Source organism: Marinobacter gudaonensis (genome assembly GCF_900115175.1).
Classification (GTDB): domain Bacteria; phylum Pseudomonadota; class Gammaproteobacteria; order Pseudomonadales; family Oleiphilaceae; genus Marinobacter; species Marinobacter gudaonensis.
Genome location: NZ_FOYV01000001.1, coordinates 225,515 through 250,658 on the forward strand (window position 1 = coordinate 225,515; position 25,144 = coordinate 250,658).

General features: G+C 61.6%; 25 protein-coding genes and 3 tRNA genes. 15 read left to right on the forward strand and 13 right to left on the reverse strand.

Annotated features, from left to right (window positions below; translation table 11 throughout):
* Positions 1-10: 10 nt before the first annotated feature.
* Entirely contained in the window at positions 11-913 is a 903-nt protein-coding gene (locus BM344_RS01085) for a LysR family transcriptional regulator (protein WP_091985033.1), read from the forward strand.
* A 107-nt stretch (positions 914-1,020) separates the two neighbouring features.
* Positions 1,021-1,386: a DUF7352 domain-containing protein gene (locus BM344_RS01090; protein WP_091985036.1), complete on the forward strand. Its 366-nt coding sequence runs from the start codon at positions 1,021-1,023 to the stop codon at positions 1,384-1,386.
* Between the two features lie 71 nt (positions 1,387-1,457).
* Here the strand turns inward: BM344_RS01090 and BM344_RS01095 are convergent, their stop codons facing one another.
* Positions 1,458-2,120 (reverse strand): cupin domain-containing protein, encoded by a 663-nt coding sequence (locus BM344_RS01095; RefSeq protein WP_091985038.1) that lies wholly within the window; start codon positions 2,118-2,120, stop codon positions 1,458-1,460.
* A gap of 68 nt (positions 2,121-2,188) precedes the next feature.
* Positions 2,189-2,719 (reverse strand): isochorismatase family protein, encoded by a 531-nt coding sequence (locus BM344_RS01100; RefSeq protein WP_091985041.1) that lies wholly within the window; start codon positions 2,717-2,719, stop codon positions 2,189-2,191.
* Between the two features lie 216 nt (positions 2,720-2,935).
* Between BM344_RS01100 and BM344_RS01105 the strand changes: the two genes are divergently transcribed.
* Positions 2,936-3,026 (forward strand) — tRNA-Ser (locus BM344_RS01105).
* 82 nt (positions 3,027-3,108) lie between these two features.
* Here the strand turns inward: BM344_RS01105 and BM344_RS01110 are convergent.
* Complete coding sequence (locus tag BM344_RS01110; protein ID WP_091985044.1) at positions 3,109-3,711, reverse strand: DUF938 domain-containing protein; 603 nt, start codon at positions 3,709-3,711, stop codon at positions 3,109-3,111.
* Positions 3,712-3,739: 28 nt separating this feature from the next.
* On the opposite strand from BM344_RS01110, the gene BM344_RS01115 reads away from it, so the two are divergent.
* Positions 3,740-4,333 carry a GNAT family N-acetyltransferase gene (locus tag BM344_RS01115; RefSeq protein ID WP_091985046.1) on the forward strand — a complete coding sequence of 198 codons (594 nt, stop codon included), beginning with the start codon at positions 3,740-3,742 and terminating at the stop codon, positions 4,331-4,333.
* On the opposite strand, the gene BM344_RS01120 is transcribed toward BM344_RS01115, so the two are convergent.
* Positions 4,330-4,605: an acylphosphatase gene (locus tag BM344_RS01120; protein ID WP_091985049.1), complete on the reverse strand. Its 276-nt coding sequence runs from the start codon at positions 4,603-4,605 to the stop codon at positions 4,330-4,332. The two genes, BM344_RS01115 and BM344_RS01120, sit on opposite strands and share 4 nt — an antisense overlap.
* 130 nt (positions 4,606-4,735) lie before the next feature.
* Between BM344_RS01120 and BM344_RS01125 the strand changes: the two genes are divergently transcribed.
* Positions 4,736-5,509, forward strand: a complete 774-nt coding sequence (locus tag BM344_RS01125) for a fructosamine kinase family protein (protein WP_091985051.1) — start codon at positions 4,736-4,738, stop codon at positions 5,507-5,509.
* On the opposite strand, the gene BM344_RS01130 is transcribed toward BM344_RS01125, so the two are convergent.
* From BM344_RS01130 to BM344_RS01140, 3 genes are all read right to left on the reverse strand, one after another.
* On the reverse strand, positions 5,506-6,453 hold the full coding sequence (locus BM344_RS01130) for an AEC family transporter (protein WP_091985054.1): 948 nt from the start codon (positions 6,451-6,453) through the stop codon (positions 5,506-5,508). The two genes, BM344_RS01125 and BM344_RS01130, sit on opposite strands and share 4 nt — an antisense overlap.
* Before the next feature lie 154 nt (positions 6,454-6,607).
* Positions 6,608-8,944, reverse strand: a complete 2,337-nt coding sequence (locus BM344_RS01135; protein ID WP_091985056.1) for a xanthine dehydrogenase family protein molybdopterin-binding subunit — start codon at positions 8,942-8,944, stop codon at positions 6,608-6,610.
* On the reverse strand, positions 8,941-9,402 hold the full coding sequence (locus BM344_RS01140; RefSeq protein WP_091985058.1) for a (2Fe-2S)-binding protein: 462 nt from the start codon (positions 9,400-9,402) through the stop codon (positions 8,941-8,943). Before BM344_RS01140 ends, BM344_RS01135 begins: the two co-directional genes overlap by 4 nt.
* 160 nt (positions 9,403-9,562) lie before the next feature.
* Between BM344_RS01140 and BM344_RS01145 the strand changes: the two genes are divergently transcribed.
* Complete coding sequence (locus BM344_RS01145; protein WP_091985060.1) at positions 9,563-9,970, forward strand: DUF1330 domain-containing protein; 408 nt, start codon at positions 9,563-9,565, stop codon at positions 9,968-9,970.
* Position 9,971: 1 nt separating this feature from the next.
* On the opposite strand, the gene BM344_RS01150 is transcribed toward BM344_RS01145, so the two are convergent.
* Positions 9,972-10,301, reverse strand: coding sequence for a branched-chain amino acid transporter permease (locus tag BM344_RS01150; protein WP_091985063.1), 330 nt, complete (start codon positions 10,299-10,301; stop codon positions 9,972-9,974).
* A complete protein-coding gene (locus BM344_RS01155) occupies positions 10,294-10,998 on the reverse strand; it encodes an AzlC family ABC transporter permease (protein ID WP_091985066.1) in 705 nt (234 codons plus the stop codon). Before BM344_RS01155 ends, BM344_RS01150 begins: the two co-directional genes overlap by 8 nt.
* A 168-nt stretch (positions 10,999-11,166) precedes the next feature.
* Between BM344_RS01155 and BM344_RS01160 the strand changes: the two genes are divergently transcribed.
* The 5 genes from BM344_RS01160 to pgsA all read left to right on the forward strand — a co-directional run bounded on the left by BM344_RS01160 (position 11,167) and on the right by pgsA (position 16,304).
* On the forward strand, positions 11,167-12,777 hold the full coding sequence (locus BM344_RS01160) for a methyl-accepting chemotaxis protein (protein WP_091985068.1): 1,611 nt from the start codon (positions 11,167-11,169) through the stop codon (positions 12,775-12,777).
* Positions 12,778-12,873: 96 nt separating this feature from the next.
* A complete protein-coding gene (locus BM344_RS01165) occupies positions 12,874-13,125 on the forward strand; it encodes a YheU family protein (protein ID WP_091985069.1) in 252 nt (83 codons plus the stop codon).
* Positions 13,126-13,224: 99 nt separating this feature from the next.
* Positions 13,225-13,884: a UvrY/SirA/GacA family response regulator transcription factor gene (uvrY, locus tag BM344_RS01170; RefSeq protein WP_091985072.1), complete on the forward strand. Its 660-nt coding sequence runs from the start codon at positions 13,225-13,227 to the stop codon at positions 13,882-13,884.
* Positions 13,868-15,730: an excinuclease ABC subunit UvrC gene (uvrC, locus tag BM344_RS01175; protein ID WP_091985074.1), complete on the forward strand. Its 1,863-nt coding sequence runs from the start codon at positions 13,868-13,870 to the stop codon at positions 15,728-15,730. The genes uvrY and uvrC overlap by 17 nt, the downstream gene beginning before the upstream one ends.
* Positions 15,731-15,737: 7 nt before the next feature.
* Entirely contained in the window at positions 15,738-16,304 is a 567-nt protein-coding gene (gene pgsA / locus BM344_RS01180; protein ID WP_091985077.1) for a CDP-diacylglycerol--glycerol-3-phosphate 3-phosphatidyltransferase, read from the forward strand.
* On the opposite strand, the gene BM344_RS01185 is transcribed toward pgsA, so the two are convergent.
* The 4 genes from BM344_RS01185 to BM344_RS01200 are packed head-to-tail and all read right to left on the reverse strand — an operon-like array spanning position 16,249 to position 19,848.
* Positions 16,249-16,890: an ABC-type transport auxiliary lipoprotein family protein gene (locus BM344_RS01185; protein WP_091985079.1), complete on the reverse strand. Its 642-nt coding sequence runs from the start codon at positions 16,888-16,890 to the stop codon at positions 16,249-16,251. The genes pgsA and BM344_RS01185 overlap by 56 nt on opposite strands.
* Positions 16,887-17,825, reverse strand: a complete 939-nt coding sequence (locus BM344_RS01190) for an MlaD family protein (protein ID WP_091985082.1) — start codon at positions 17,823-17,825, stop codon at positions 16,887-16,889. Before BM344_RS01190 ends, BM344_RS01185 begins: the two co-directional genes overlap by 4 nt.
* Before the next feature lie 2 nt (positions 17,826-17,827).
* Entirely contained in the window at positions 17,828-18,649 is an 822-nt protein-coding gene (locus BM344_RS01195; RefSeq protein WP_091985084.1) for an ABC transporter ATP-binding protein, read from the reverse strand.
* A gap of 23 nt (positions 18,650-18,672) precedes the next feature.
* Positions 18,673-19,848 carry an MlaE family ABC transporter permease gene (locus BM344_RS01200; protein WP_091985087.1) on the reverse strand — a complete coding sequence of 392 codons (1,176 nt, stop codon included), beginning with the start codon at positions 19,846-19,848 and terminating at the stop codon, positions 18,673-18,675.
* Positions 19,849-20,013: 165 nt separating this feature from the next.
* Between BM344_RS01200 and BM344_RS01205 the strand changes: the two genes are divergently transcribed.
* The 4 genes from BM344_RS01205 to fdhF all read left to right on the forward strand — a co-directional run bounded on the left by BM344_RS01205 (position 20,014) and on the right by fdhF (position 24,999).
* Positions 20,014-20,089, forward strand: a tRNA-Gly gene (locus tag BM344_RS01205).
* Positions 20,090-20,149: 60 nt separating this feature from the next.
* A tRNA-Cys gene (locus BM344_RS01210) sits at positions 20,150-20,223 on the forward strand.
* A 180-nt stretch (positions 20,224-20,403) separates the two neighbouring features.
* Positions 20,404-22,119: an NAD(P)H-dependent oxidoreductase subunit E gene (locus BM344_RS01215; protein ID WP_091985089.1), complete on the forward strand. Its 1,716-nt coding sequence runs from the start codon at positions 20,404-20,406 to the stop codon at positions 22,117-22,119.
* A gap of 9 nt (positions 22,120-22,128) precedes the next feature.
* Positions 22,129-24,999: a formate dehydrogenase subunit alpha gene (gene fdhF / locus BM344_RS01220; protein ID WP_091985092.1), complete on the forward strand. Its 2,871-nt coding sequence runs from the start codon at positions 22,129-22,131 to the stop codon at positions 24,997-24,999.
* The last annotated feature ends 145 nt before the right edge of the window (positions 25,000-25,144 follow it).

Sequence of the window (25,144 nt, forward strand, 5' to 3'; positions counted from 1 at the left end):
GGAAACCGCTATGGAACAGCTGAACCTCCGCCATCTTTATTACTTCTGGGTGATCAGCCGTGAGGGCTCAATTGCCCGCGCCAGCGAGGTACTTGAACTGGCGCCCCAGACTCTGAGCGGTCAACTGGCCACGTTCGAGGCGTCGGTGGGTGGGCGACTGTTCATTCGGGAGCGTCGTAAGCTGATTCTGACCGATCTGGGCCGGATGATACTCACCTATGCGGACGAAATTTTCGAGCTGACCGGCGAGCTTGCCGAAACGCTCCGTCTCGATCCTTCCGAGCGGCCCCTGACGCTGCGGGCAGGCGTGTCCGCCTCCATTCATAAACTCATTGCCTATTACCTGCTGCAGCCCGCCATGGCCGGCGACCGCCAGATACAGCTGGAATGCCAGACCGGGCGGACCGAAGACATGATCCTGAGCTTGAAGCGTAAAGAACTGGATGTGGTCCTGACCGACCGGATGCCGCGCCTCCAGGAAGAGGGCAATCTCACCGTTCACCCGCTGGCGGGCTCAACCATGAGTCTTTTTGCTGCACCGGAACTGGCCCGCGGGCTGCGAAAGGGCTTTCCAGCGTCCCTCAATGGTCAGCCCTTGCTGGCCAATGCCACGGATGCCCCGTATTTCGAGCGCCTGATGAACTGGTTCTCGCTGAAAGGCGTTCGCATGCGGCTGGTGGCCCGTGTGGACGACAGTGCGCTGATCAAGGTGTTTGGCAGCCAGGGGTACGGCGTGTTTGCCGCGCCGACGGCCATTCGCGACGAGGTGTGCCGACAGTACGAGGTTGAGCAGATTGCCTCGGTTAACGAGGTGGTGGACGAGCTGTTCGCGATCACCCGGGGCCGGAACATTGCCCACGAGGGTGTACGGGCCATTTGCGAGGCCCACGGCGTTCCCCAGGATACGCATTGACCTCGAAAAAAACGAACTAATAAGATCAGAAAAGCTTATTTTATCGATCCCTGTACCTGTTCATGATGGAGTTGTGAGAGGCAGCAATCCGAAGAGGAGCAGGAGCCATGAAGACCATCCATAAATTCCGCCTGGAACCGGGCAAAGAGCCGACAACGCTCACGCTCAAAGAGGGCTATCGGGTGGTACGTAGCGAATACATCGTGCCGCACAAGGCCGTTTACCTCTGGGTGGAGCAGCCGCTGAACGTAACCACTCCAACGCTGGAACGGCAGTTCCGTGTCGCGCACTCCGGAGAGCCGGTGCCCGACAGTTATGAGTATCTGGACACGGCGCTGGATCCGTTCGATCCGGAAGCCTATCACGTGTTTGCCGTGCCGGTTGGAGAAGAATCCTTGTTCAATCCCGCGGGTGAGGGGGCCAGCAACGATACTCTCAGCCGCCACAACTGGCAGCACACAGCGATTTCATAAACCAGTTTCCTGACGAGACTTGGGCCCTGCGGGGCCCTTTTTTGTGGGCGTCTGGTGTGCGCGAGTGAACACTACTGCGCCTGGGTGAGCGGCAGGTGTCCAGTTTTAACCCAGATAACTGTTTCGGTGTCGACAAACGGGTGATGCTGGCTCATATGGGGGCTGCGAATCCAGGTGCCGGCCGGATAGCGGCCGTGTTCATCACAGAACTCCCCGCTAAGCACGAAGATCTCCTCGCCACCAAAGTGCCGGTGGGGCTGGAACACTTCCCGGGCTGGCCACTTCACAAGGGCAACGTGCTCATGTTCGAACTCGTGCAGCGGCATCACCTCAAGGCCCCCGATGCCCGGTAGCCAGGGCTGGCTGTTGGTGTCGATGCGCACGGTGGCGGTATCGCGCTCATGGAACTGATGCAACTTTACCAGCAGGGTGCAGCCATCCTTGCTGAATGGTGCGTGGCCACTGCCTGGTGGATTGCGCAGATAGGTACCGGCCGGGTAGTCCCCTGTCTCGTCTGAAAACACCCCCTCGAGAACCAGTATTTCCTCGCCAAGCGGGTGCTCATGGCGCTTGAACGTCGCGCCCGGCTCGTAGCGCACCACGCTGGTGGCATGGCCGCGTTCGGCCTCCTCGCGGGCAAGCGGCTTTCTCATTACGCCTCCGGCGGGGCTCGGTACCCAGTCCTGTTCCTGGCTGCGAACCACCACCCGGCGGGAAAAATCCATATTGATCACAAAGCACCTCGGAAATCGGGTAACGGACCGGGCATGAATCTACGTTCGACACCCTGCCGCAGATGTGTCTACTTGATCAGTGCCTGAATATTCCGGAACTGCGGATGGCGGCTATGACGCATCCACTCGAAGGCCACCATCTCCACAGTGACAATCCGAGCACCGCTCTCACTCAGGCGGTCCAGCGCGACATCCCGATCAAATTCATTCCGGGAGCCGGTGGCATCGGCCACCACCCATACCTTGTAGCCGGCGTCGAGCAGGCTCAGTGCGGTTTGCAGCATGCACACATGGGTTTCACAGCCGCCCACGACAATCTGCTGCCTGCCCTCGGGTAGCAGGTCCACCAACCCGTCCGGACAGGCATCAAAGTGGTGCTTGGCAAGCACCTGATCACTCAACTCGCGAACACCTTCAACATTGGTGCCTAGCTTGTCTGGCATCTGTTCCGTGGCCAGTACCGGCACCTCCATCAACCCGGCAATGGTGGCGAGGGTGACGCACCGGTCGATCACTTCCTCGCCGTGGGCAATGGCGGGCATGAGCTTTTCCTGAACATCGATAAGCAGCAGCGTCGATTGTTCGGCTTTCATCAGCATTGTGGGTGTCTCCGTTTTCCTGAATGGCCTCTGTTTACGATAGCCTCGAATCCTGCCTGGCGGTAACCAGAAAACCCACAGGCGCAGACTTTTTTCGATGATTTTACCCGGGGGAGTTGCCAACCGCCCCCAAAACCATTAAAGTTTGCGCCCTCAAATGAGCGACGACATCGCTGATTTGAAACAGTTTATTGGACTGGCCCTGGCTGGTCTATTGGAGAGGTGGCCGAGTGGCTGAAGGCGCACGCCTGGAAAGTGTGTATACGTTAATAGCGTATCGAGGGTTCGAATCCCTCCCTCTCCGCCAATACAAAACCCCAGCAGAAATGCTGGGGTTTTTTATTGGCCGAACGGGAGGGTAGAAGAACCCTCGCAGACCAGACCAAGCCTCAGGCCTTACGCCAAACCAACAACCGATTATTCGCCGGCATCCCAAAATCCTCTTGCAAACTGAGCCCATTGGTTTCCCCCAACTGTTTCAAGTTCTCCATATCCCGAATCCCCATATGCCCCGCCTGCATCCTGAGCGACCGATCAAACCGCTCATTACTCTCACTGGTGTGCTGCCCGTTATAGCGAAACGGCCCGTACAGGCAGAAGAGTCCGTCGGTCGGCAGAATCCGCGCAACCCCGTGGAACATGGCCTTCACTTCCTCCCACGCCATGATATGGGCGGTATTGGCGGAAAAAACGCCGTGAATAGGGGGCAGGTTCGACCAATCGCCTTTGATCACATCCAGCGCAAGCGGCGGGTTGATGTTGGCCAGGGCGGCCTCTTCGATCCAGGGCAGGCACAGCCTCGCATTCTGGGGGTGATCGCTGGGTTGCCAGGTCAGGTGGGGCAAATGCAGGGCAAAGTGCACCGCGTGCTGGCCGGTGCCCGTGCCGATTTCGAGGGTCGTACCTGACTGGTTGAAAAGATCGGCGAGTTTTTCGAGAATCGGCCCTTTATTGTTTTCACAGGCTTGGGAAAACGGTTTGTCCTTGTGCATGTTCCAACCTTTGAACAGGGGGTAATGAATGGCGGTAACCATGGTCCGGCTTGCAGGTGACCAGATTAACCCATACCTGGACGACCTGGCACGGCTGAGAATCGAGGTGTTCCGAAGCTTCCCCTATCTCTACGACGGCGACATGGCCTACGAGCGGAACTACCTGGACACCTACGCCCGCTCGCCGGACAGCCTGTTCGTGCTGGCGCTGGACGGCGAAACCGTGGTGGGCGCTGCTACCGGCATACCGATGGATCATGAGACAGACGACTTCAAGGGGCCGTTCATCGAGCAGGGCTTTGAGCCCGAAAAGATCTTCTATTTCGGGGAGTCGGTGCTGCTTCCGGAGTACCGTGGCCAGGGCATTGGTGTGGCCTTTTTCGACCACCGGGAAGGTCATGCCCGGGAGCAGGGGCGGTTTAGCCATTGCTGCTTCTGCGCAGTTGAGCGACCAGCGGATCATCCGCTTCGGCCTGCCGGCTATGAGCCTCTGGATGCGTTCTGGCACAATCGCGGTTATCGAAAGGTGCCTGAGCTTTCCACAACCTACCGCTGGAAAGACATTGACCAGCCCGATGAAACCGACAAGCCCATGACCTTCTGGCTGAAGCGTATCGACTAACGCACGCTGAAACCGGAGAACTCCCCGGTGGGGGGCTGGGTGGTTACGTCGATATCATCCACGCGGGCCTCCGGCGGGCCGTCGCTGCACCAGGATTTGAGTTCACTCAGGCGGTCCTCCGGGCCCTCCGCCACCACTTCCACGCGGCCATCCGAAAGGTTGCGGGCGTAACCGGTCAGGCCCAGGTCAGATGCTTTCTGTTCTGTCGATGCCCGGTAGTAGACGCCCTGAACCCTGCCGGATATCAGAAGCTGCCAGCGTTGTGTGTCCATGTTTGCCTCCGTTGGTTCCGTCGTGTCAGGCTTCTTTCAATCTACCGGTTCCGGCGGCAGCTCTTCAACAACCGCACCCGGAACCTCGCCCTTGTGATTGGCGGATAGCTGAAGCGGAGCATAGATCGGGATGGCACAGACCCACATCAAACGAAATACTTCAGGTTACCCGGATGCCCTGATGTGTGAGGCGGAAGGCCTGGTCGCGCTTGCCGACGGGTTGAAGAGCGCCGGTGTTTCGGCCGTGCAGGTTCCGCAGGTCTACCGCGTGGATGAAACCGCGCTGGAAATGACAGCGATCCGAGGCTCCCGTGGCTCTGATCAGGCCTGGGAGGCTCTGGGGGAAGGGCTGGCCGGACTCCACAGGCAGGTGCAGAAGGCCTTTGGCTGGAACCGCGATAACTACATCGGCCTCGCCCCCCAGCCCAATCGCTGGTGCGACAACTGGGGCGAATTCTTCGTGAAGGATCGTCTCGGATATCAGGTGTCGCGGGTGAGGGATGCAGGCCAGCGTTCCCGGTTCAAACAGCTGTTAACCCGCCATGGAGATGCCCTGATGGATTGGTTGAACAGCGTGTGTGATCACCCCAGCCAGCTACACGGCGACCTCTGGAACGGCAACGTGCTGTTCGATGACCGGGGGCCCTGGCTGATTGATCCTGCGGTTTACTGCGGTGATCGGGAGGCGGACATTGCCATGACCGAGATGTTCGGCGGCTTCGATGCCGTATTCTATCGGGCCTACGATCGGCAGTATCCTCGAACAACGCAGTACGCGATAAAGCGGGACGTCTACAACCTCTATCACTACCTGAATCATTACAACCTGTTCGGAGGAGGCTACCTGTCCGGCTGCCAGAACGGTTTCGCCACGATTGAGGCGATCGCCACCGGCCGGTGTTAGATCAGGCTGGCGCTGCGCAGCACGAACACCCCAAGAGTGACGGTAAGGCTGGCAAGCAGGGTGGTCAGGGCAATGATGTTGGCGGCCAGCCGGTCGTTGCCGCCGAGGGCCTTAACCATGACAAAGCTCGCGGCCGCCGTCGGGCTGGCGAAGAACAGGAACATCAGGCCAAGCTCCGGGCCCCGAAAGCCGGCGAGCCAGGCGCCGGCGGTACACAGAGCGGGCAGGAAAACCATCTTGAACAGACTGGATCCCAGCGCCGTGCGGCTGTCGCTCCGAATCGCACTCAGCGACACCGTGGCGCCGATGCACAGCAACGCCAGGGGTAGGGTGAGCGAGGCGAAATAATCGCCGCTGGTCATCACCCAGCCCGGCAGGGTGATATCCAGGGCCGCGACCGGAATGGCAACAAACACAGCAAGGATCAGCGGGTTGCGCACGATGTCGTGAAAGATCCGGCGCCAGTTCGTGCTTTGGCCAGGCTGGTACGCCACTAGCACAATTACAGAGAGCATGTTGTAGGAAATGATCACCAGCCCGAGCAGGATTCCGCCGGCCGACAGACCAAAATCCCCGTACAGGTTTGCGGCCAGTGCCAGGCCGACAATGCCGCAGTTGCCCCGGAAGGCGCCCTGCACGTAGACCCCGCGATCTTCCCTCGTAATCCTGAAGTGCGCCCAGAGCCAGGTCAGGCCGAAGCTCGCCAGGGTGGCGGCCAGGTAGTACACCAGCAGGCCCGGGTTGAAGGCGGTCTGCAGATCGGCCCGGATAATGCTGAGAAAAACCAGTGTTGGCAGGGTGGCCTTGAACACCAGTGCCGAGGCGGTATTCACAAAGGCGTTGTCGATCCACCCGATCCGGCGCAGGCCCAACCCTATAAAGACCATGGCAAACACCGGCAAGGTGGTTTCCAGGGTTTGCAGGAACAATTCAATCAGCGTCATGAGGGCCGGCCACAGGGTAAACAGGCGAAAAAAGAAGAAGCCAAAGTATACGCGGTGGGAAAGCTAGGATGCTATGGGAATGCCACCAAGGTCGTGGTCGAGGCGGGGTAAAAGGGGTCAAGACCCCTGGCGGGGCCCTGACCTCGAGAGGGCTTCAGGCTTTCAACTGGTCGCCGACGGGCAGCCGGCGGATGCGTTTGCCCGTGGCCGCGTAGATCGCGTTACAAAGGGCCGGCGCGACTGGCGGCAGGCCTGGTTCACCCACCCCGCCCATGGCATCGTCCGGGTTGTCGATCAGGTGCACCCGAACGGTCTTTGGCGCATCCGGCATTCGCGGTATCAGGTAATTGTTGAAGTTATCCTGCTGGGCCACGCCGTCCTTGAACGTAACCTCGGATTGCAGGGCTATGCCAATACCCATCACGCAGGCGCCTTCGAGCTGGGAGCGAATCCGTTCCGGGTTGGCCTGGGGGCCGCAATCAAAGGCGATGTCTGCCCGGTGAATGGTCAGGTTGCCCTTGTCGTCCACTTCCACGTCAAAGACGATGGCGGTGTAGGACACGAAGCTGTGGTGGAAGGCAAGACCAAGCCCGCGGCCTTTCCCGGTTTGCTTGCCCCAGCCCGCCTCACTGGTGGCCCGCTCGATCACGCGGCGCATACGGCCAATATCGATCGGGTAGAGGTCCGGGTTCTCGCCGTAGTTCCACCCGTCTCCGACGGACAGGTTCTGGATCTCGCGATCCGGGCCCAGCAATTCGAGCACGTAGTCCCGGTGGTCCCGACCCGCCGCAATGGCCATTTCGTGGGCGAAGCTCTGTATCGCCCAGGCATGGGGCAGGTTGTACACCGAGCGGAACCAGCCGATTCGAACGTGGGCGGGGGCTGGCGGGTTCTCCAGGCGTATGGCCGGCACATCGAACGGCATGGTATTGAAGCCCATGCCCTGCTCGAACTCCTGAATGTGCTTCGGGTCTGGCGCAAACAGGGAGGCGATACTGGGTGACAGCGTGCGATGTCGCCAGCTGGTGGCCTTGCCATCGGCATCGAGACCGGCATCCAGATGATCAACCGATACGGCGTGGAAATAGGCATGGTGGACGTCATCCTCCCGGGACCACTGCAAACGCACCGGCTGACCCTTGAAGGCGTTGGCGATGATCGCGGCTTCCGTCACGAAATCGGGCTTGGATTTGCGGCCAAAGCCGCCGCCGAGCAGGGTCACGTGCACCGTTACCTGTTCCTTGTCCAGACCCAGCCTTCCGGCGACGCCTTCCCGCGTTGCGCGGGGGTTCTGCACCGGGGCCCAGACCTCCGCCTTGCCATCGGCCACACGGACCGTGGCCACGGGCGGCTCCATGGGGGCCTGTGCCATGTGGGGCATGTAATAGGTGGCAGAGACGGTCTTGTCGGCCGCTTTCAGGGCCGCATCCACGTCACCGCCGTTCTGGCGGACCACTTTGCCCGGTGACTGCGCTGCTTCCTCCAGAGACTTCCGATAGGCCTCCGAGGTGTAGCTGGCATTGTCGCCGGCGGGCCCATTGTCCCACTCGATCTTGAGCGCCTTGCGGCCTTCCATGGCGGCCCAGGTATTGGTGGCCACCACGGCAACACCGCCAAGGGGGCTGAACGCTGCTGGCTGGCTGGCGCCATCAATGCGCATGACTTTCTTTACGCCCGCAACCTTCAGGGCACCGCTGTCGTCCAGGCTCTTGATCCTGGCACCATAGACGGGTGGCCGGGCAATCACCGCACAGAGCGTGTTTTCCAGCTCCACATCCGCGCCATAGATGGCCTTGCCGGTGACTATATCCTCACCGTCAATGGCCTTGGGGTAGGCAGACTTGAGGTCGCCATTGATCAGCCCGGATTCCTTGCCAATAAAGCGGAGTTCGTTGTCCGCCTTCAGCACCAGGGCATTGCGGTCGGGCACTTCCAGTTCCCTCGCTGCCTTGGCCAGATCGCCAAAGCCTAGCTCCCGCCCGGATGGCTCGTGCACTACCTTGTGTACCGTTGTTTTTACTTCATGAACCGGAACGCCCCACTCATTGGCGGCCGCCTGTTCCAGCATTTGGCGAGCGGCGGCCCCGGCACGACGCATGGGGTCGTACCAGTGGCGCATGCTGCGGGAGCCGTCGGTGTTCTGGTTGCCGTACTTCTCCTGGTTGGCATCCGCCTGTTGAACCCGCACGTGTTCCCAGTCGGCGCCCAGCTCATCAGCGCCGACCATGATCAGGCTGGTACGAATACCCTGGCCCATTTCAGACCGGTTATTAACAATCGTGACGATGCCGTCGGGCGCGATGTGGATGAACACATTGGGGTTATCCACCCAGCCGCCGGGCATGGCGCCGGCCCCGAACTGGGCCTTTTCGCTGGCGCCGGCAAGATCCCAGCGCGCGGCCACAACCAGTGCGGAGGCAGCGGCAAGCCCCTTGAGCACCCCACGTCGACTGACGTTCGCCAGCATTAGCGTGCTGTTTGATTGGCTCATGACTTCACCTCCGCATCCGATGCCCGCTCAATGGCCGCAAGAATGCGGTTGTAGGTACCACAACGGCAAAGGTTGCCGGCCATGGCGTCAATGATCTCCTGAGCCTCCGGTTTGGGTGTGCGCTTGAGCAGTGCCGTGGCATTCATGATCTGTCCGCCCTGGCAGTAGCCGCACTGTGCAACCCCGAGATCCAGCCAGGCCTGCTGTACCTTGCTGCCCACTGCGTCCTCGGCCATGGCCTCAATGGTGGTGATCTCACCGCTGACCGACGAGACCGGAGTGACGCAGGAGCGGATGGCGGTACCGTTCATGTGCACCGTGCAGGCACCGCACTGGGCGATACCACAGCCGAATTTGGTGCCCTTGAGACCCACGACATCGCGGATCACCCAGAGCAGTGGCATGTTGTCTGGCACATCGAGCTCATACTGCTCGCCGTTGATGGTGAGGGTAGCCATGTTGTCCCCTTCTGTTTGCGCATTTATGACCTTTCACTGTAGCTGTACGGTCAAAGAACGCAAAAAGTGCTCTCTGAAGTAAAGGTAATGAAAACCCTTGTTCTCCGGCCTCCGCGGTAGGCTATAGTAGGCCCCGTAGCCACTTGACAGCGAGGACAGGATGGAAGCCGTTAATCCCACTCAGGAGCAGCTCCGGAAGGTGCTGGCGGAAACACCGAAGGATCAGCCTGTGGTTATGCTCAACCTGCTGCGATTCCGCGACCGTGCCAACTATCAGGAAGAGGCCCCGGAGCGGACCGGGCGCGAAGCCTATTCACTCTACATGGCCGAGGCGGCAGCCTGCGTGAAAGCAGTGGGGGCCGAAGTGATCTGGTCTGGCAAGAGTGTCGGCTCACTGATTGCGCCGCCCGATGAATCCTGGGACCAAGTTCTGCTGGTACGTTACCCCTCAATCGATGCCTTCATGGCCATGATTGAGAGCCGCGAGTACAAGGGTGTGGTGAAGCATCGCACCGCGGCGCTGAAGGATTCGAGACTGGTGGCGAACATCGAGGGTAGCGCGGGCTGAATCAGAAACCCGCCTGTTTGATCAGCATATAGCTGGCGGTGCCCGCGGCAATGGAGAGCAGGGCATGGCGGCGCCAAAGGTGCACCACCACAACCAGGGCGCCGGGAATCAGGGCGTCGAACCCATACCAGGCGCCGGACCAGTTGGCGGATCGTTGCAGGAACACGGTGGCCAGCAGTGCCATGACTGCCGCCGGCAGATAGCGCCCAAGGTGGCGAACCAGGGGGTGGTCGGTGTGCCGTTCGAAAAACAGGAAAGGAATCACCCGTGTGGCGAACGTCGCCGCTGCCGCCACCGCAATAAACAGCCCCAGGTAAAGGGAATCACCCATGGTTGGACTCCTGTCGGGCTGCCTGTCCCCGGGTTCGTCGGTACTCTATGAGCAGAGCTCCCGTTACCAGGGTAATGGCGCCAATCAACTGGTGCGTTGGTGCAAGTAACAGCATGGCCAAGCCCGCTGCCGCCGCTCCCAGCCAAACCGGAAAGCCATCCCCCAGGGCCTTGTACTGCTCCAGCGTCAACACGATGAACAGGGCCACCAGCGCGAACTCAATCCCTGTGCTATCGAACGCCACGTTGTCTCCCAGCAGGGCCCCCAGGGCACACCCGACAACCCAGTAGCCCTGATTGAAGGCCGTAATCCGGAAATCCACCTCCTGTTCATGGGCCCGGTCTGCGCCTCTCGGCCGACTGGTAAGAAGCGAATAGGTCTCGTCGGTAAGCCCGAAGATAAGATAGAGCTTCCTCCAACCCGCGCCTCGGAACTGGCCCAGCAGTGACAGCCCGTAGAAAAGGTGGCGGGCATTGAGCACAAACATGGCCACGAACACTTCCAGCAGCCCGGCGTTCACCGCCAGCAGGCTCACCGCCAGAATCTGGCCGGCGCCGGCGTAGATCACCAGCCCCATCAGCGGTGCTGCCCACCAGGCGTAATCCAGCTGCGTGGTAAACAACACGCCGAACGCCATACCCAGGGGCAGGTATCCGAAGAGGATTGGCAGTGTCAGGCGAAAGACGGACTGGTTCATTAGCATCCAAACGGTGTGAAAGGCGCGATCATAGTGAATCGCCGGTCGGATTTGAAGCGGTGGTCAATGCCTCCAGGTAAGGAGTGGAGGGGTTTGACGCGTATTCAGCAATAAAAGTGTCACAAAACCGGCATACCATCAGCGCATTCACCCGTCGCTGGAGTTGTCATGTTCGGTACCGTCAGAACCCGAATCCTGGTGTTTGCCTTCCTCTCACTCTTTGCGGTTGCCGGGCTGGCGACGCTTTCCTGGAGCATCATTCTGAAAGCCGAAGAGGCATCAAAAACCCTGATTCAGTCAAGCCTTAACGAATCCTGGCTGCTGGCGGACCTGGAGCAGGATCACCGGCAGCTCCAGGATCTGGCCTACAAGATCAAGGCGCAGCTGTTGCTCTGGGACGAGATTGAGACGGCGTTCGGTGAACTGGATTCATCGTTGCCGGAACACTGGCGCCGGGTGGCCGGGGATAGCGGCCTTGCAGGCTGGGCCGGAGAACACCAGGCGGACTTCGATCGGGTTCGTGCGTTGATGGAGCGCATGCAGGCCGGCATCGCGGAAAAGAGTTACTACCGGGTTGGCCAGGTTGTCGATTTCGATCTCTTCCCGGCCATGGAGCCCATGCTGGCGGCCATTGCCGAGCGCCAAAGGCAAAGCCGTCAGGCGGTGTCCACAGGCGCCGAAGACCTGCTCACGTTCCTTTCCGGGCAGCAGGTGTTCCTGATTGGCGGCTCGCTAGTCTTTACATTGCTGGTCATCGCGATGACGCTTTGGCTACGCCGCTCGGTCATACAGCGATTGAGGAGCATGGAACTCGATCTGGTGGCCATGGAGAGCAATTCGGACCTGACACGGGTACCCGTGCTCAAGGGGCACGACGAAGTTGCCGGTGTGGCTCGCGCCCTGGGTGGGCTGGTGCAGAAGTTTGAGCATTTCATCGGTGATATTCGCGCAGCGGCCGGCGCCCTGGACCAACGCTCCGGCTCCCTCGATGGCGGAGCCGAACGGCTTCAGGAGGCCTCCGAGCAAACCCGCCGGCAGGTATCCGATGTGAGTCAGTCCATGTCAGCCATATCGGAGCAGGCCTCGGCCATCGAACGTGCAACCCAGGCCTCTGCCGATACCGTAAGCAGTGCCGTGGCCGCCAACGAGGAGGTCCAGCATCGCCTCGGTACCAGCGAAGCTGCCGCGGAACACACAGTGGACGTTATCGGCAGGGTGTCTGCCTCGATCCAGGCGCTTAACGAATCCACCGGCAAGATCGAACAGGTCATTGGTGTGATTGCCGACATTGCCGAGCAAACCAATCTGCTTGCTCTCAATGCCGCCATTGAGGCAGCCAGGGCAGGCGAGCATGGCCGCGGGTTCGCCGTGGTTGCGGACGAAGTGCGGACCCTGTCGCGGCGTACCTCGGAATCCACCCGGGATATCGGCCAATGGGTTCAGGGGCTGGTCACGGGGGTTGCTACCGTCGATTCGCTCCTTGAGGACGTACGCGCCGCCGGAAACAGTAACCAGGAGCATCTGGTTGCGCTCAAGGCTCACCTGGAGAGCCTCAAGGGCCAGTTTGTGAACCTCGAACACCTGAGCACCGAGATCAGCTCAGCCGTTGTCCTCCAGCGAGAAGAAATCGGACGGGTAGGTCGCCGTTCGGACGCCCTGGAAGAAAGCTCTGACTTTCTGATCCAGAGTGTTGAGCAAACTCGCAGCATCAGTGAGGCGTTACGCCAGGAATCGGTGTCCATGCGCCAACTGATCGCCCGCTTTCGTACCGCAGCCTGAGCACCGCGTCTGGTCACGGAACGAGCCACTCTCAGTCTCGGGGCTTCTACCTCGCCCGCAAAGCCCTTACCATGGGCGGGTACACGAGGAGGCCCTATGACCAGCAGTACCGAGCACCAGCCCGAGCAGGATCCCCGCCAGGAAAAATTCGTTGTTGATACCGAATTGCTGACCGAAGACCAGCTCCTGGGCCTGGTGGAGGAGTACTGCACCCGTTACCACGGACTGAACGACACCGAAAGCCCCATGGCCGAGGTAGACCGGGTGATGGCGGCGGTACGCCGTGGCGAGCTGGTGGTATGGTTTGATCCGGTGGAGAACACTGCGGGCCTGGGTGTGCCAGCTTAGGCGGCATATCGCCACAGTATTTGATCTGGCACCTACCCGCAGCCGGAACGACACGTTACAATCTCGCTGTTTCCCCGAAAGCCGTGCACGAGGTGAATTTTGATCAGGGTACTGGTTGTAGACGACCATGAGCTGGTGCGCTCCGGTATTACCCGGATGCTGGCTGACAACCCCGACATCGACGTTATCGGGCAGGCGTCATCTGGTGAGGATGCCATCGATTTCGTGCGCCAGAAGCGTCCGGACATCGTGCTTATGGACATCCGGATGCCGGGTATCGGCGGCCTCGAGGCGACCCGCCGCATCCTGCGTACCGACGATTCCATCCGGGTGATCGTGGTAACCGCCTGTGCCGACGACCCGTACCCGACCCGCGTGATGCAGAGCGGCGCCTCGGCCTATATCACCAAGGGCGCCGACATCAAGGAAATGGTGCGGGCCATCCGTATGGCCCACTCCGGCCAGCGCTACATCAGCCCTGAAATCGCCCAGAAGATGGCCCTCAAGCAACTGGGCGGCGACCGGGACGAAGACGGCGAGCTGTCGCTGTTCGAGCGGTTGTCCGAGCGGGAAATGCAGATTGCCATGATGGTGGTGGACTGCCAGAAGGTGCAGGACATCTCCGACAAGCTGTGCCTCAGCCCCAAGACGGTGAACAGCTACCGCTACCGGATTTTCGAGAAGCTGGAGATCTCCAGCGATGTGGAACTCGCCCTGATGGCAGTGCGGCTCGGGTTGCTTGATGCCGACAAGGTCTGACCCGGAGCACAAGACCAGCGGGGAGTTTGACAGCCAGAGCTTCCTGAAGCAGTTGACCGAGCGGCCCGGTGTGTACCGAATGTACGACGAAGGCGGCTCGGTACTCTACGTGGGCAAGGCCCGCAACCTGAAAAAGCGGGTGGGCAGCTACTTCCGCAAGACCGGCCTGGCCCCCAAGACCGAAGCCCTGGTTGGCAAGATTGCGTCCATTGAGGTCACCATCACCGGCAGCGAAACCGAAGCGCTGCTGCTCGAACAGAACCTGATCAAATCCCTGCGCCCGCCTTACAACATCCTGCTGCGGGACGATAAATCCTATCCCTACATCTACCTGTCCTCCCACAGTGATTATCCGTCGCTGACATTCCGCAGGGGCCGCACCAAGAAGGGCGGAGGCACCTGGTTCGGGCCATTTCCAAGCTCCGGTGCAGTCAAGGAAAGTCTTAATGTTCTGCAGAAGATATTCCGCATAAGAAACTGTACTGAAAGCTTTTTCAGGAACCGAACCCGGCCCTGCCTGCAGTACCAGATCAATCGGTGCACGGCCCCGTGCGTGGGCTATGTCACGCCCGAGGAATACCAGGAGGACATCCGCCACGCCACCATGTTCCTTGAGGGCAAGAACCCGGCCATCCTCCACGACCTGATGAACGCCATGGAAACGGCCTCGAAAAACCTCGAGTTTGAAAAGGCCGCCGCCTATCGGGACCAGATCAACCACCTGCGGCACGTGCAGGAACAGCAATCCATCGAAGGCGAGGGCGGCGATGCGGACGTGATCGCCATCGCCCAGGACGCGGGTGTGGTGTGCATCGTGGTGATCATTGTGCGCGGCGGTCGGGTACTGGGCACCAAGGATTATTTTCCGAGGTACTCCATCGAGCAGACCGAGGGCGAGCTGCTGAGCGCGTTTCTGGGCCAGTATTATTTCGGTGGCAACACCCGCCGTGAGATTCCCCGGGATATCCTGGTGCCGGTGGCGGTTGAAGGGCAGGAGCTGCTGGCCCAGGCGCTCAGCGAGTCCGCCAACCGGGAAACCCGCATTCGCGGCAACGTACGGGGCGAGCGCCGCCGCTGGCTGGAGCTGGCCATGACCAATGCCCGCCAGACGCTGCTCACGCACCTCGCTAGCAAGGAAACCGTGTATCGCCGCCTGCTGGCCCTCCGGGACCTGCTGGAACTGGCGGAAACGCCGTCGCGCATGGAGTGCTTCGACATCAGCCACAGCCACGGCGAGAATACGGTCGCATCCTGCGTGGTTTTCGACGAGAATGGCCCCCTGAAAAGCGACTACCGCCTGTACAATATCGAAGGCGTGACCGCCGGGGACGACTACGGTGCCATGCGCCAGGTGCTGACCCGCCGCTACAAACGCATGGTGGCGGGCGAGGGCAAGCGACCAGACCTGGTGTTTATCGATGGTGGTAAGGGGCAATTGAACATTGCCCGGGAAGTCTTTGATGAGCTAGAGATTTCTGATATTCCCCTGATCGGTGTGGCCAAGGGTGTGACCCGCCGGGCGGGCATGGAGCAGCTCATCGACGCCATGACCGGCGACGTGTTCCGGGTGCCCGCCGATTCGCCGGCCTTGCACCTGATCCAACACATACGGGACGAATCCCATCGGTTCGCGATCACCGGGCACCGGGCCCGGCGGGACAAAAAGCGCCGGCAGTCTACACTGGAAGGCATTGAAGGCGTCGGACCCAAGAAGCGCAGGGATCTGATCCGTTATTTCGGCGGCATTCAGGAAATTCGCAAGGCCGGGGTGGACGAGATGGCCAAGGTTCCGGGCATCAGCAAATCACTGGCGGAGAGCATTTACGCCGCGTTGCACGACGAGTAAGGACAGCATGAATCTACCAAACATCCTCACCCTTTCCCGCATCATCATGATCCCGGTGTTCGTGGTGATCTTTTACCTGCCGGTGGGATGGAGTTACCTCGTGAGCGCATCCATCTTTGGCCTCGCGGCGGCTACGGACTGGCTCGACGGCTATCTGGCCCGCAAGCTGGACCAGAGCACCCCGTTCGGGGCCTTCCTGGACCCGGTGGCCGACAAGCTCATGGTGGCGGTTGCCCTGGCGGTGCTGATCGAGGAACACGCAGCGATTCTGCTGACCATTCCCGCCACAGTGATTATCGGGCGGGAAATCGTGATCTCTGCTCTGCGGGAATGGATGGCGGAAATCGGCAGCCGGGCCAGCGTGGCCGTGTCCTATATCGGCAAGATCAAGACCACCGCGCAAATGGCAGCCATTGTGGGCCTGTTGGCGTTTCCGCCGGGCAATCTCTGGGCAGATGTGGCGCTGGTGCTGCTCTACATTGCTGCGATTCTCACCCTCTGGTCCATGGGGTTGTACATCAGGGCTGCCTGGCCCGAACTGTTTCCGGCGCAGGCGGATAGCCGCAACCGCTGAGCCAATCGATCATCCGGGCGGTCAGTGACTGCCCGGCATCACCAAAGGCCTGAACCACCTGTTCAATCGCCGGCCCCTCGGCGTCCTGCTCGACGGTGAACGTTTGCCGACAAAGGCTCTGCCGTGAGCCTGCGTCGATCACCTGCGCGTGTAACCGCAAGTTCACCCTCGGGTATCCGCCGGGTTCCTCGGCGTGAAACGCCGACAGCTCGCTGACCAATGTGAGGTTCGCTTCCGCCGGGCTGGTTTCTGCAATGACATCCGCAAAGCCGGCATGGCGGCGCAGTGACACAATCATGGCGTCCCGGAGCATCATCGGGACGGTGTCCCGCCAGCGTACATCCGGATAGGACTGAAACTCCCAGTCGCTGGGCTTGGCCAGTATCCGTGTGCTGTTGAAGGGCTCCGACGCGTAAGGTGTGTCTACCCTCAGAACGAAAGGGATGCCGCTGGCCGGGGCGCGTTCCGTGTTGGACCACGCCAGATCCATCACCCGGGGCGGTTCCGGATTGGGGAATACCGTGCAGCCGGCAGCCGTCGCTATCCCCAGGGTAATGACAATGGCGCCGAAAAACCTTGTTGTCACTGCGGCAGCTCCTTGATGGTGTCGTTGCCGAACAGGGTGCCGGTGGGGTCCTGCTCAAGCTTTCGGGTGAAATGGTTCAGCGTGCGCAGGGTGGCCCGCAGCTCCCGGAGGGCTGGCGCCAGTTCGCCCATACCCTGAAGCCCGGACGCCATGGCTCCCGCGTTGTCTTTGGTCAGCTCGTCCACCCGTGCCAGGGTGCTGTGCAGAACCACCAGGGTGCGATCCATGGACTGCAGAACCTGTTTGCCGTCGGTGGTCAGCAGCTCGTAGGCGTTGTCGGAAACGCGGGATACCTTGATGGCCGCTTCCTCGGCCCGAACCGCAGCGGCATCGAACTGCTCGAGCAGTGCGGATAACTGGTCCCGGCGGGCGAGCAGCGCGTCGGTGGCCACCCGGGTATTCTCAAGGATGGCCGCGGTATTACGGATGTTGTCTTCGGAAAGCAGCTCCGTGGCCCTGGTGAGGAGCTCATCGGCTTTCACCACCAGTTGCTCGCCGTTGGCCAGCAGGTTATGGAAGGCAGAGGGCTCTGCCACGATCGTCGGCGGATTATCCCGGGCGCCCCGCAGTGCCGGTTGGTCTGGGCTGCCGCCGCTGAACTGCACGTTCATGCTGCCGGTAATGTTGGCCAGCACCAGGCCGGCCCGGGTGTTCTTGCGGATGGGCACAGATTCGTCCACGCGCACCAGTACCCGTACATGGCCCGGGTTGTCCGAATCCAGCCGCATTTCCACAACATCGCCAATCTGCACGCCGCTGTAGAGCACCGGGTTACCCTCGGAAAGCCCGCTCACCGGCTGGCTGAAGACAATTTCGTAGTAGGCCCACTCCCGGTCGGCGGAGGATTTCGCCAGCCAGAGAGAAAAACCAAGCGCTGCTGCGAAGGCAACGAGCGTAAACAGCCCGATGATAAAATGGTGAGCCCTCGGTTCCACAGTTACTGCTCCCGGTTCCGGTGAGTGGGATGAGTGTTATGGGCACTGAACGCCTGGCTGGCCGCCCGCCCCCTGGGCCCATTGAAGTAATCCTGAACCCAGTCGTCATCGGTGGCGGCGACCACATCCAGTCTATCAGCCACCAACACCCGGCGCTGTGACAGAACCGCAACCCGGTCACAGGCCGCGTACAGGGTATCCAGATCGTGGGTAACCAGGAACACGGTGAGACCCAGGGCGTCCCGAAGGGTAACAATCAACCGGTCAAAGGCGGCGGCGCCAATCGGGTCGAGGCCCGCCGTGGGCTCGTCCAGGAACAGGATTTCGGGATCCAGGGCGAGGGCCCGAGCCAGGCTGGCCCGTTTGACCATGCCGCCGGACAGCTCAGAGGGGTATTTGGTCGCGGCCTCTGGCGGAAGGCCTGTCAGCCCCAGCTTCATCCGGGCCAGCTGTTCCGCTTCGGGCCGCTTCAGGCCCGCGTGCTCAATGAGGGGAACGGCAATGTTTTCCTGCAGGTTGAGTGAGGTGAACAGGGCGCCGCCCTGGAACAACACGCCAAAACGCTGCTCAATGTCCGACCGCTTGGCAGATGGCAACTCAGTGAGATCCTCCCCGAACACGCGAATGTGCCCGGCGGAGGGCGTATGCAGGCCAACAATGCTCCTCAGCAGCACCGTCTTACCGGTACCGGAGCCGCCCACAACTCCGAGGATTTCACCACGCAGCAGATCCAGATCGAGATCCTCATGCACCACATGGTCGCCAAACCGGTTGCTGAGTTGGCGAACCTCAATCACGGGTTCTGCGGGTTTATGGCCATTCATTGCCGATCCGTCGCCTGCCATGGTTACCAGCCCATTTCCATAAAGAATAGCGCAGCAATGGAGTCCAGCAGGATCACCATGAAGATCGACTGCACCACGCTTGAAGTCGTGTGCTCGCCCACCGACTGGGCGCTGCCCGCCACCTTGAAGCCCTCCAGGCAGCCAATCACGGCAATCAGAAAGGCAAAGACGGGTGCCTTCACCAGCCCCACCAGGAAATGGCGCAGGGCAATGTCCCGCTCCACAATCGCCATGAACTGGGTGGGCGAGATATCCAGCACCAGGGCACACACCATGGCACCGCCCACCATGCCGGCAATCATGCCCACGAAGGTGAGAATCGGCAGGCTTACCACCATGGCCAGTACCCGTGGCAGCACCAGCAGTTCGATGGGGTTCAGTCCCAGGGTGCGAATGGCGTCGAGCTCCTCGTTCACCTTCATGGCGCCGATATGGGCGGTGAACGAACTGGCGGTTCGGCCGGCGAGCAGGATGGCGGCCAGCAATACGCCAAATTCCCGCAGGAACGAGAAAGCCACCAGGTTGACCGTGTAAATGGTGGCGCCAAAATCCTCCAGCACGGTAGCGCCAAGAAACGCCACCACCGCGCCCACCAGAAAGGTCAGCAGCGCCACGATGGGCAGCGCATTCAGGCCAGTGTCGTGTACCGACGCCACGAACGGGGTGATCCGCCACCGCTGGGGGCGAACGAGAGTCCAGCCCAGGGTGGCAAGGGTCTGCCCGATAAACCCGGTAAGAGTCCAGATCAGCTGGGCAATGCTTTCCACCTTCTGGCCGGTTCCGACCACCACGCTCATCACCAGGGAAGGCTCAGCCAGCCGGGCTTCCGGCTGGTCTTTCAGCGCCTCGCACACGGCCGTGATAAGGGCGGACTTCTCTCTTGGCAGCGTGTGATTGCCGGATGCCTCGGCCAGGAGCCGGTCCGGGCCGATCAGGTTGGCCAGTTGTGTTGCCCCGGCGGTGTCGATCCGCCGAAGCCCGGAGAGATCAATGTGCACGTTCTTGAAATCCGAGGAAGCCAGGTTCGTCGCCTGCCGGGAGAGGGCGCGGTAATGGGTCAGCAACCAGTCACCAGCAACGGCAAGCTGGCCTGCATCCAGAGTGATGGAGCCGGGTGATGAGGCACTGGTTTGAGACTGCTCGGATGGCGAGGCGCTGGGCACGTGCTGTCGTTCCATGAGTAAATTTGCTCGGCATTGAACAGCTTAGAGACTGCGAGCCGCCATGGCCAGTTTCTGGCCACAAAGTCCGGTAAAACAAAAACTTGTTAAAAACGGTTGACGACCGAACGGTAATCCGTAGAATACGCAGCCGTTGACGAGGCAATGCCCCGGCAGCGTAGAGCGGGAATAGCTCAGTTGGTAGAGCACAACCTTGCCAAGGTTGGGGTCGCGAGTTCGAATCTCGTTTCCCGCTCCAATTTCAAGTCTCTCAATGCCCACCTGAGAGCACAAAGATCCGATTCCTTCGATCTTTCCCGGCGCGGTGGCAGAGTGGTTATGCAGCGGACTGCAACTCCGTGTACGCCGGTTCGATTCCGACCCGCGCCTCCAATTTTCTCCTTTAAGACGTCCCTATCGCCAGGCTCAATGGTTCTCACAACCGTTGTCTCTTCGATCATTGGCGAATAGCGCCGCCCTGTCGGCAACACGGCCTGATGTGCTTCAATAGGTTGTGGAGTATCGCGCCAGCCAAACTGGCGGACTCGGCAGCATGGAGCCTGGCCAATAACAATGACAACCAACGCAAAAACCGGCAACGCCCGGCGGGGATCACCGCGGGGCCGGCAACTGGAGCCGGCCATACTTTCCGAACTGCGGGACCTAATCGGCGACGAACGTCTCGACGCAAGCCTGCGCCGTCGCGATCTTCTGATCGAGCATTTGCACCAGTTGCAGGACGCGAAGGGCCACCTCTCCATGGCCTGGCTCCGGGCCCTGGCGGCCTACATGAACCTGCCCATGGCGGCCATCTATGAAACCGCCACCTTCTACGCCCATTTCGACGTGGTTCACGATGAGCAAACCCCGCCGCCCGAAATCACGGTAAGAGTCTGCGATTCACTCTCGTGCCAGTTGGCCGGTGCCGAAGCTTTGCACCAGGCGCTCAGCCAGGGCGCCAATCCAGCTCAGGTAAGGGTGGTCAGCGCACCCTGCATGGGCCGCTGCGACACCGCGCCTGTGGTGGCGGTGGGGCATCACCACGTGGGCAACGCCACGCCCGAAAACGTGAATGAAGCCATCCACCAGGGCAACACCCGGCCGGCTCCAATCCAATGGCAGCGCCTGGCGGATTACCAGGCCTGCGGTGGCTACCAGCTGCTGACCGATTGCCGGGAAGGGCGGGTTAGTGTTGAGCAGCTTCTGGAAGAGCTCGAACACTCCGGTCTGCGGGGGCTTGGTGGCGCCGGCTTCCCCACCTTCCGCAAATGGCAGGCGGTGCGGGCCGAGCCCGGCCCCCGGTATGCGGTGATCAACGCCGACGAAGGCGAGCCGGGTACCTTCAAGGACCGCTACTACCTTGAACGCGAGCCCCACGGCTTTCTGGAAGGCGCCCTGGTGAGCGCCTGGGCGGTGGAGGCCGACGCACTGTACATCTACCTGCGCGATGAGTACCCAGGCCTGCTGACTGTATTGAGAGAGGCCATCGGCGAACTGGAAGCCGTCGGCCTCGTGGCTCCCGGGTACGTGGTTCTGCGCCGGGGCGCCGGTGCCTACATCTGCGGCGAGGAGTCTGCCCTCATCGAATCCCTTGAGGGCAAACCCGGCAAACCCAGGCATCGGCCACCGTTCGTGGCGCAAAAAGGTTTGTTCGACCGGCCCACGCTGGTGAACAACGTGGAGACGGTGTACTGGATTCCGCGCATTCATACCGAGGGCGCCGACTGGTTCGCCGGCCAGGGGCGCCATGGTCGGAAGGGGCTGAGGAGTTTCTCGGTATCCGGGCGGGTGGCGAAACCGGGCGTTCACGTGGCGCCGGCGGGCATTACCCTCAGCGAGCTGGTCGAGGAATACTGCGGCGGCATGGCCCAGGGGCACCGACTGCTGGCGTATCTGCCCGGGGGCGCTTCGGGCGGCATACTGCCGGCCAGCAAGGCGGATATTCCGCTGGATTTCGACACGCTTCAGGAACACGGTTGTTTTATCGGCTCTGCCGCCATCATCGTGCTCTCTGACCAGGACAACCTGGCAGCTGCCGCGTCCAATCTGCTGGCGTTCTTTGCCGATGAATCCTGCGGCCAGTGCACCCCGTGCCGGGTGGGCACCGAGAAGATGCTCACCCTGCTGGAGCGGGACACCTGGGATGAGGCAACCCTTCGCCAGCTGGCCGGCGTGATGGCCGATGCCTCCATCTGCGGCCTGGGCCAGGCCGCGCCGAACCCGGTTCTGAGCCTGCTGCGGGATTTCCGCGGCGAGCTGGCCGGGCACAACCTGATCGCCAAAGGGTAGGGAGGCGGCATGAGTAACAAGGACAACGGCTTCACCCTGACCCTCGACGGCATTGAGGTCCGCGCTTTCCCGGGCGAAACCCTCTGGCAGGTGGCCAAACGGGCCGGCGAGACCATCCCGCACCTGTGCTTCAAGGATGCGCCCGGCTACCGCGCCGATGGCAACTGCCGCGCGTGCATGGTGGAAGTGGAAGGCGAGCGGGTGCTGGTGGCCAGCTGCATTCGCGAGGCGACGCCGGGCATGGTGGTGCGAAGCGCCGGGTCCGACCGGGTTCAGGCCGCCCGCAAAGGGGTACTGGAACTGCTGCTGGCGGACCAGCCGGCCCGGGACAACAGCCCCGATCGTTCAAGCCACCTGTGGGTCACGGCAGAAGAGCTGGCCATCGATGCCGCCGAGGTTCGCTGCAGCATTCCGCCTCGTTCCGAGAGAACCGAACCCACCGTCCATCATGTGCAGCCACGCCCCGACTCGCTGCCCCACGCCCACGGCCAGGACGCCACCCATTCGGCCATGAACGTCAATCTGGATGCCTGCATCACCTGCGGGCTGTGCGAGCGTGCCTGCCGGGAAGTGCAGGGGAACGACGTGATCGGCCTGGCCCATCGCGGGGCTGCGGCGAAAGTGGTGTTCGACTTCGATGACCCCATGGGCGAGAGCACCTGCGTGGCCTGCGGCGAGTGTGTTCAGGCCTGCCCGACCGGGGCGCTGATGCCGGCTACCCTGATCGACCAACAGGGCCGGGGCGATTCCGCCGTGGCGGACCGCACCGTGGATTCCGTATGCCCGTATTGCGGCGTCGGCTGCCAGCTCACCTATCACGTGAAAGACGAGCTTGGCGAGGCAGGAGCGCATAACAGCCGCATTCTCTTCGTGGAAGGCCGTAACGGACCTTCCAACCAGGGACGGCTCTGCGTGAAAGGCCGCTTCGGCTTCGATTATCCGTCGCACCCGGCGCGGCTGACACGGCCCCTGATCCGGCGCGAGGGCGTGCCCAAGGGCCTCGACCCGGCCTTCGATCCCGCCCATCCGCTCACCCATTTCCGGGAAGCCAGCTGGGAAGAGGCCCTGGAGCTGGCAGCCAAAGGCCTGACCCAACTCAAAGACCGCCACGGCCCAAGCGCGCTCGCCGGTTTCGGCAGCGCCAAATGCTCCAACGAAGAGGCCTGGCTGTTCCAGAAACTGATTCGCACCGGCTTTGGCTCCAACCACGTGGACCATTGCACCCGGCTGTGCCACGCCAGTTCCGTGGCCGCCCTGATGGAATGCCTGGGCTCGGGCGCTGTCACCGCCTCCTTCATGCAGGCGCTGCAGGCGGATGTGGTGATCCTCACCGGCTGTAACCCGGCGGTAAACCACCCGGTAGCGGCCACCTACTTCAAACAGGCGGCGAGGAACGGCACCAAGCTGATTATCATCGACCCCCGGGGCCAGTCCCTGGACGCCTACGCCTGGCGCAGCGTGCGGTTCTCACCCGGCGGCGACGTGGCCCTCTTCAACGCCATGCTGAACGTGATCATCCGCGAAGGCCTCTACAACCAGGGCTACATCGACGCCCACACCGAGGGCTTCGAGAAGCTGAAGGCCAGCGTGGAGGGCATGACCCCGGAGGTGATGAGCCCCGTCTGCGGCGTGGCGCCCGATACCATCCGCGAAGTGGCCCGCGCCTACTCCCAGGCAGACCGTGCCATGATCTTCTGGGGCATGGGCATTTCCCAACACGTGCACGGCACCGACAACGCCCGTTGCCTGATCTCCCTGGCCCTGGCCTGCGGCCACACCGGCCGGCCTGGCACCGGCCTGCATCCGTTAAGGGGACAGAACAACGTACAGGGCGCCTCCGATGCCGGCCTGATCCCCATGGTGCTGCCGGACTACCAGCCCGTTGGCGATCGCCAGCTGCGGGCCGCCTTCGAAGAACTCTGGAACACCAAACTCGACCCGGAACCAGGGCTCACCGTGGTGGAAATCATGGACGCCATCCGCGCCGGCACCATCAAAGGCATGTACATCCTCGGCGAAAACCCCGCCATGTCCGACCCGGACCTGACCCATGCCCGGGCAGCGCTCGCAGCCCTGGAACACCTGGTGGTGCAGGACCTCTTTGTGACCGAGACCGCCCAGTTTGCCGATGTGATCCTGCCGGCCGCCGCCTGGTCCGAGAAAACCGGCACCGTTACCAATACCAACCGCCAGGTACAAATGGGACGCGCCGCCCTGGCGCCGCCGGGCGAGGCAAAGCCGGACTGGTGGATCATCCAGGAAATCGCCCGGCGGTTCGGCCTGGAATGGGATTACACAGGCCCCGAACAGGTCTTCGCGGAAATGAAACAGGGCATGCACTCCCTGAATCACATCACCTGGGCGCGCCTGGAGCGCGAGGGCTCGGTCACCTATCCCTGTTCCGCCGATAATGCGCCAGGCCACGACGTGGTCTTCGCCGATGCCTTCCCAAGAGCCGGCGGCCGCGCCCACTTCTCGCCAGCCAGCCCCCTGCCGCCGGACGAGCCAGTGGACCGGGCCTATCCCACCGTACTCACCACCGGCCGCCTGCTGGAACACTGGCACACCGGCTCCATGACCCGCCGAAGCCGCGTACTCGACGAGCGCGAACCTGACGCCGCCGCCTACCTTGCGCCAGCCGAGCTAGAGCGCCTGGGAATAGCGCCGGGTGAGGGCGTCCGGATTGAAACCCGACGGGGCGCCATCACCCTGGTCGCCCGTGCGGACCAGACCATGCCAGAGGGGATGGTGTTTGTGCCGTTTGCGTTCGTGGAGGCCGCAGCCAATGTGCTGACCAATCCGGCGCTGGATCCGTTTGGGAAGATTCCGGAGTTTAAGTATGCGGCTTGTCGGATCAGACCAGATTTGCCTCTAAACTGATATTATCCCTGCAAAACGACTTCGCCAGGCGCGTTGCGCGGTGAAAGATGGGTGTTGCAAAGCAATTTGATGGCTAGCGCGGTAATGATAAGTCGACTACATAAGTTCCGGTTCAGCCAGAAAAGGCCGCTCAAGCCTTTTGGGG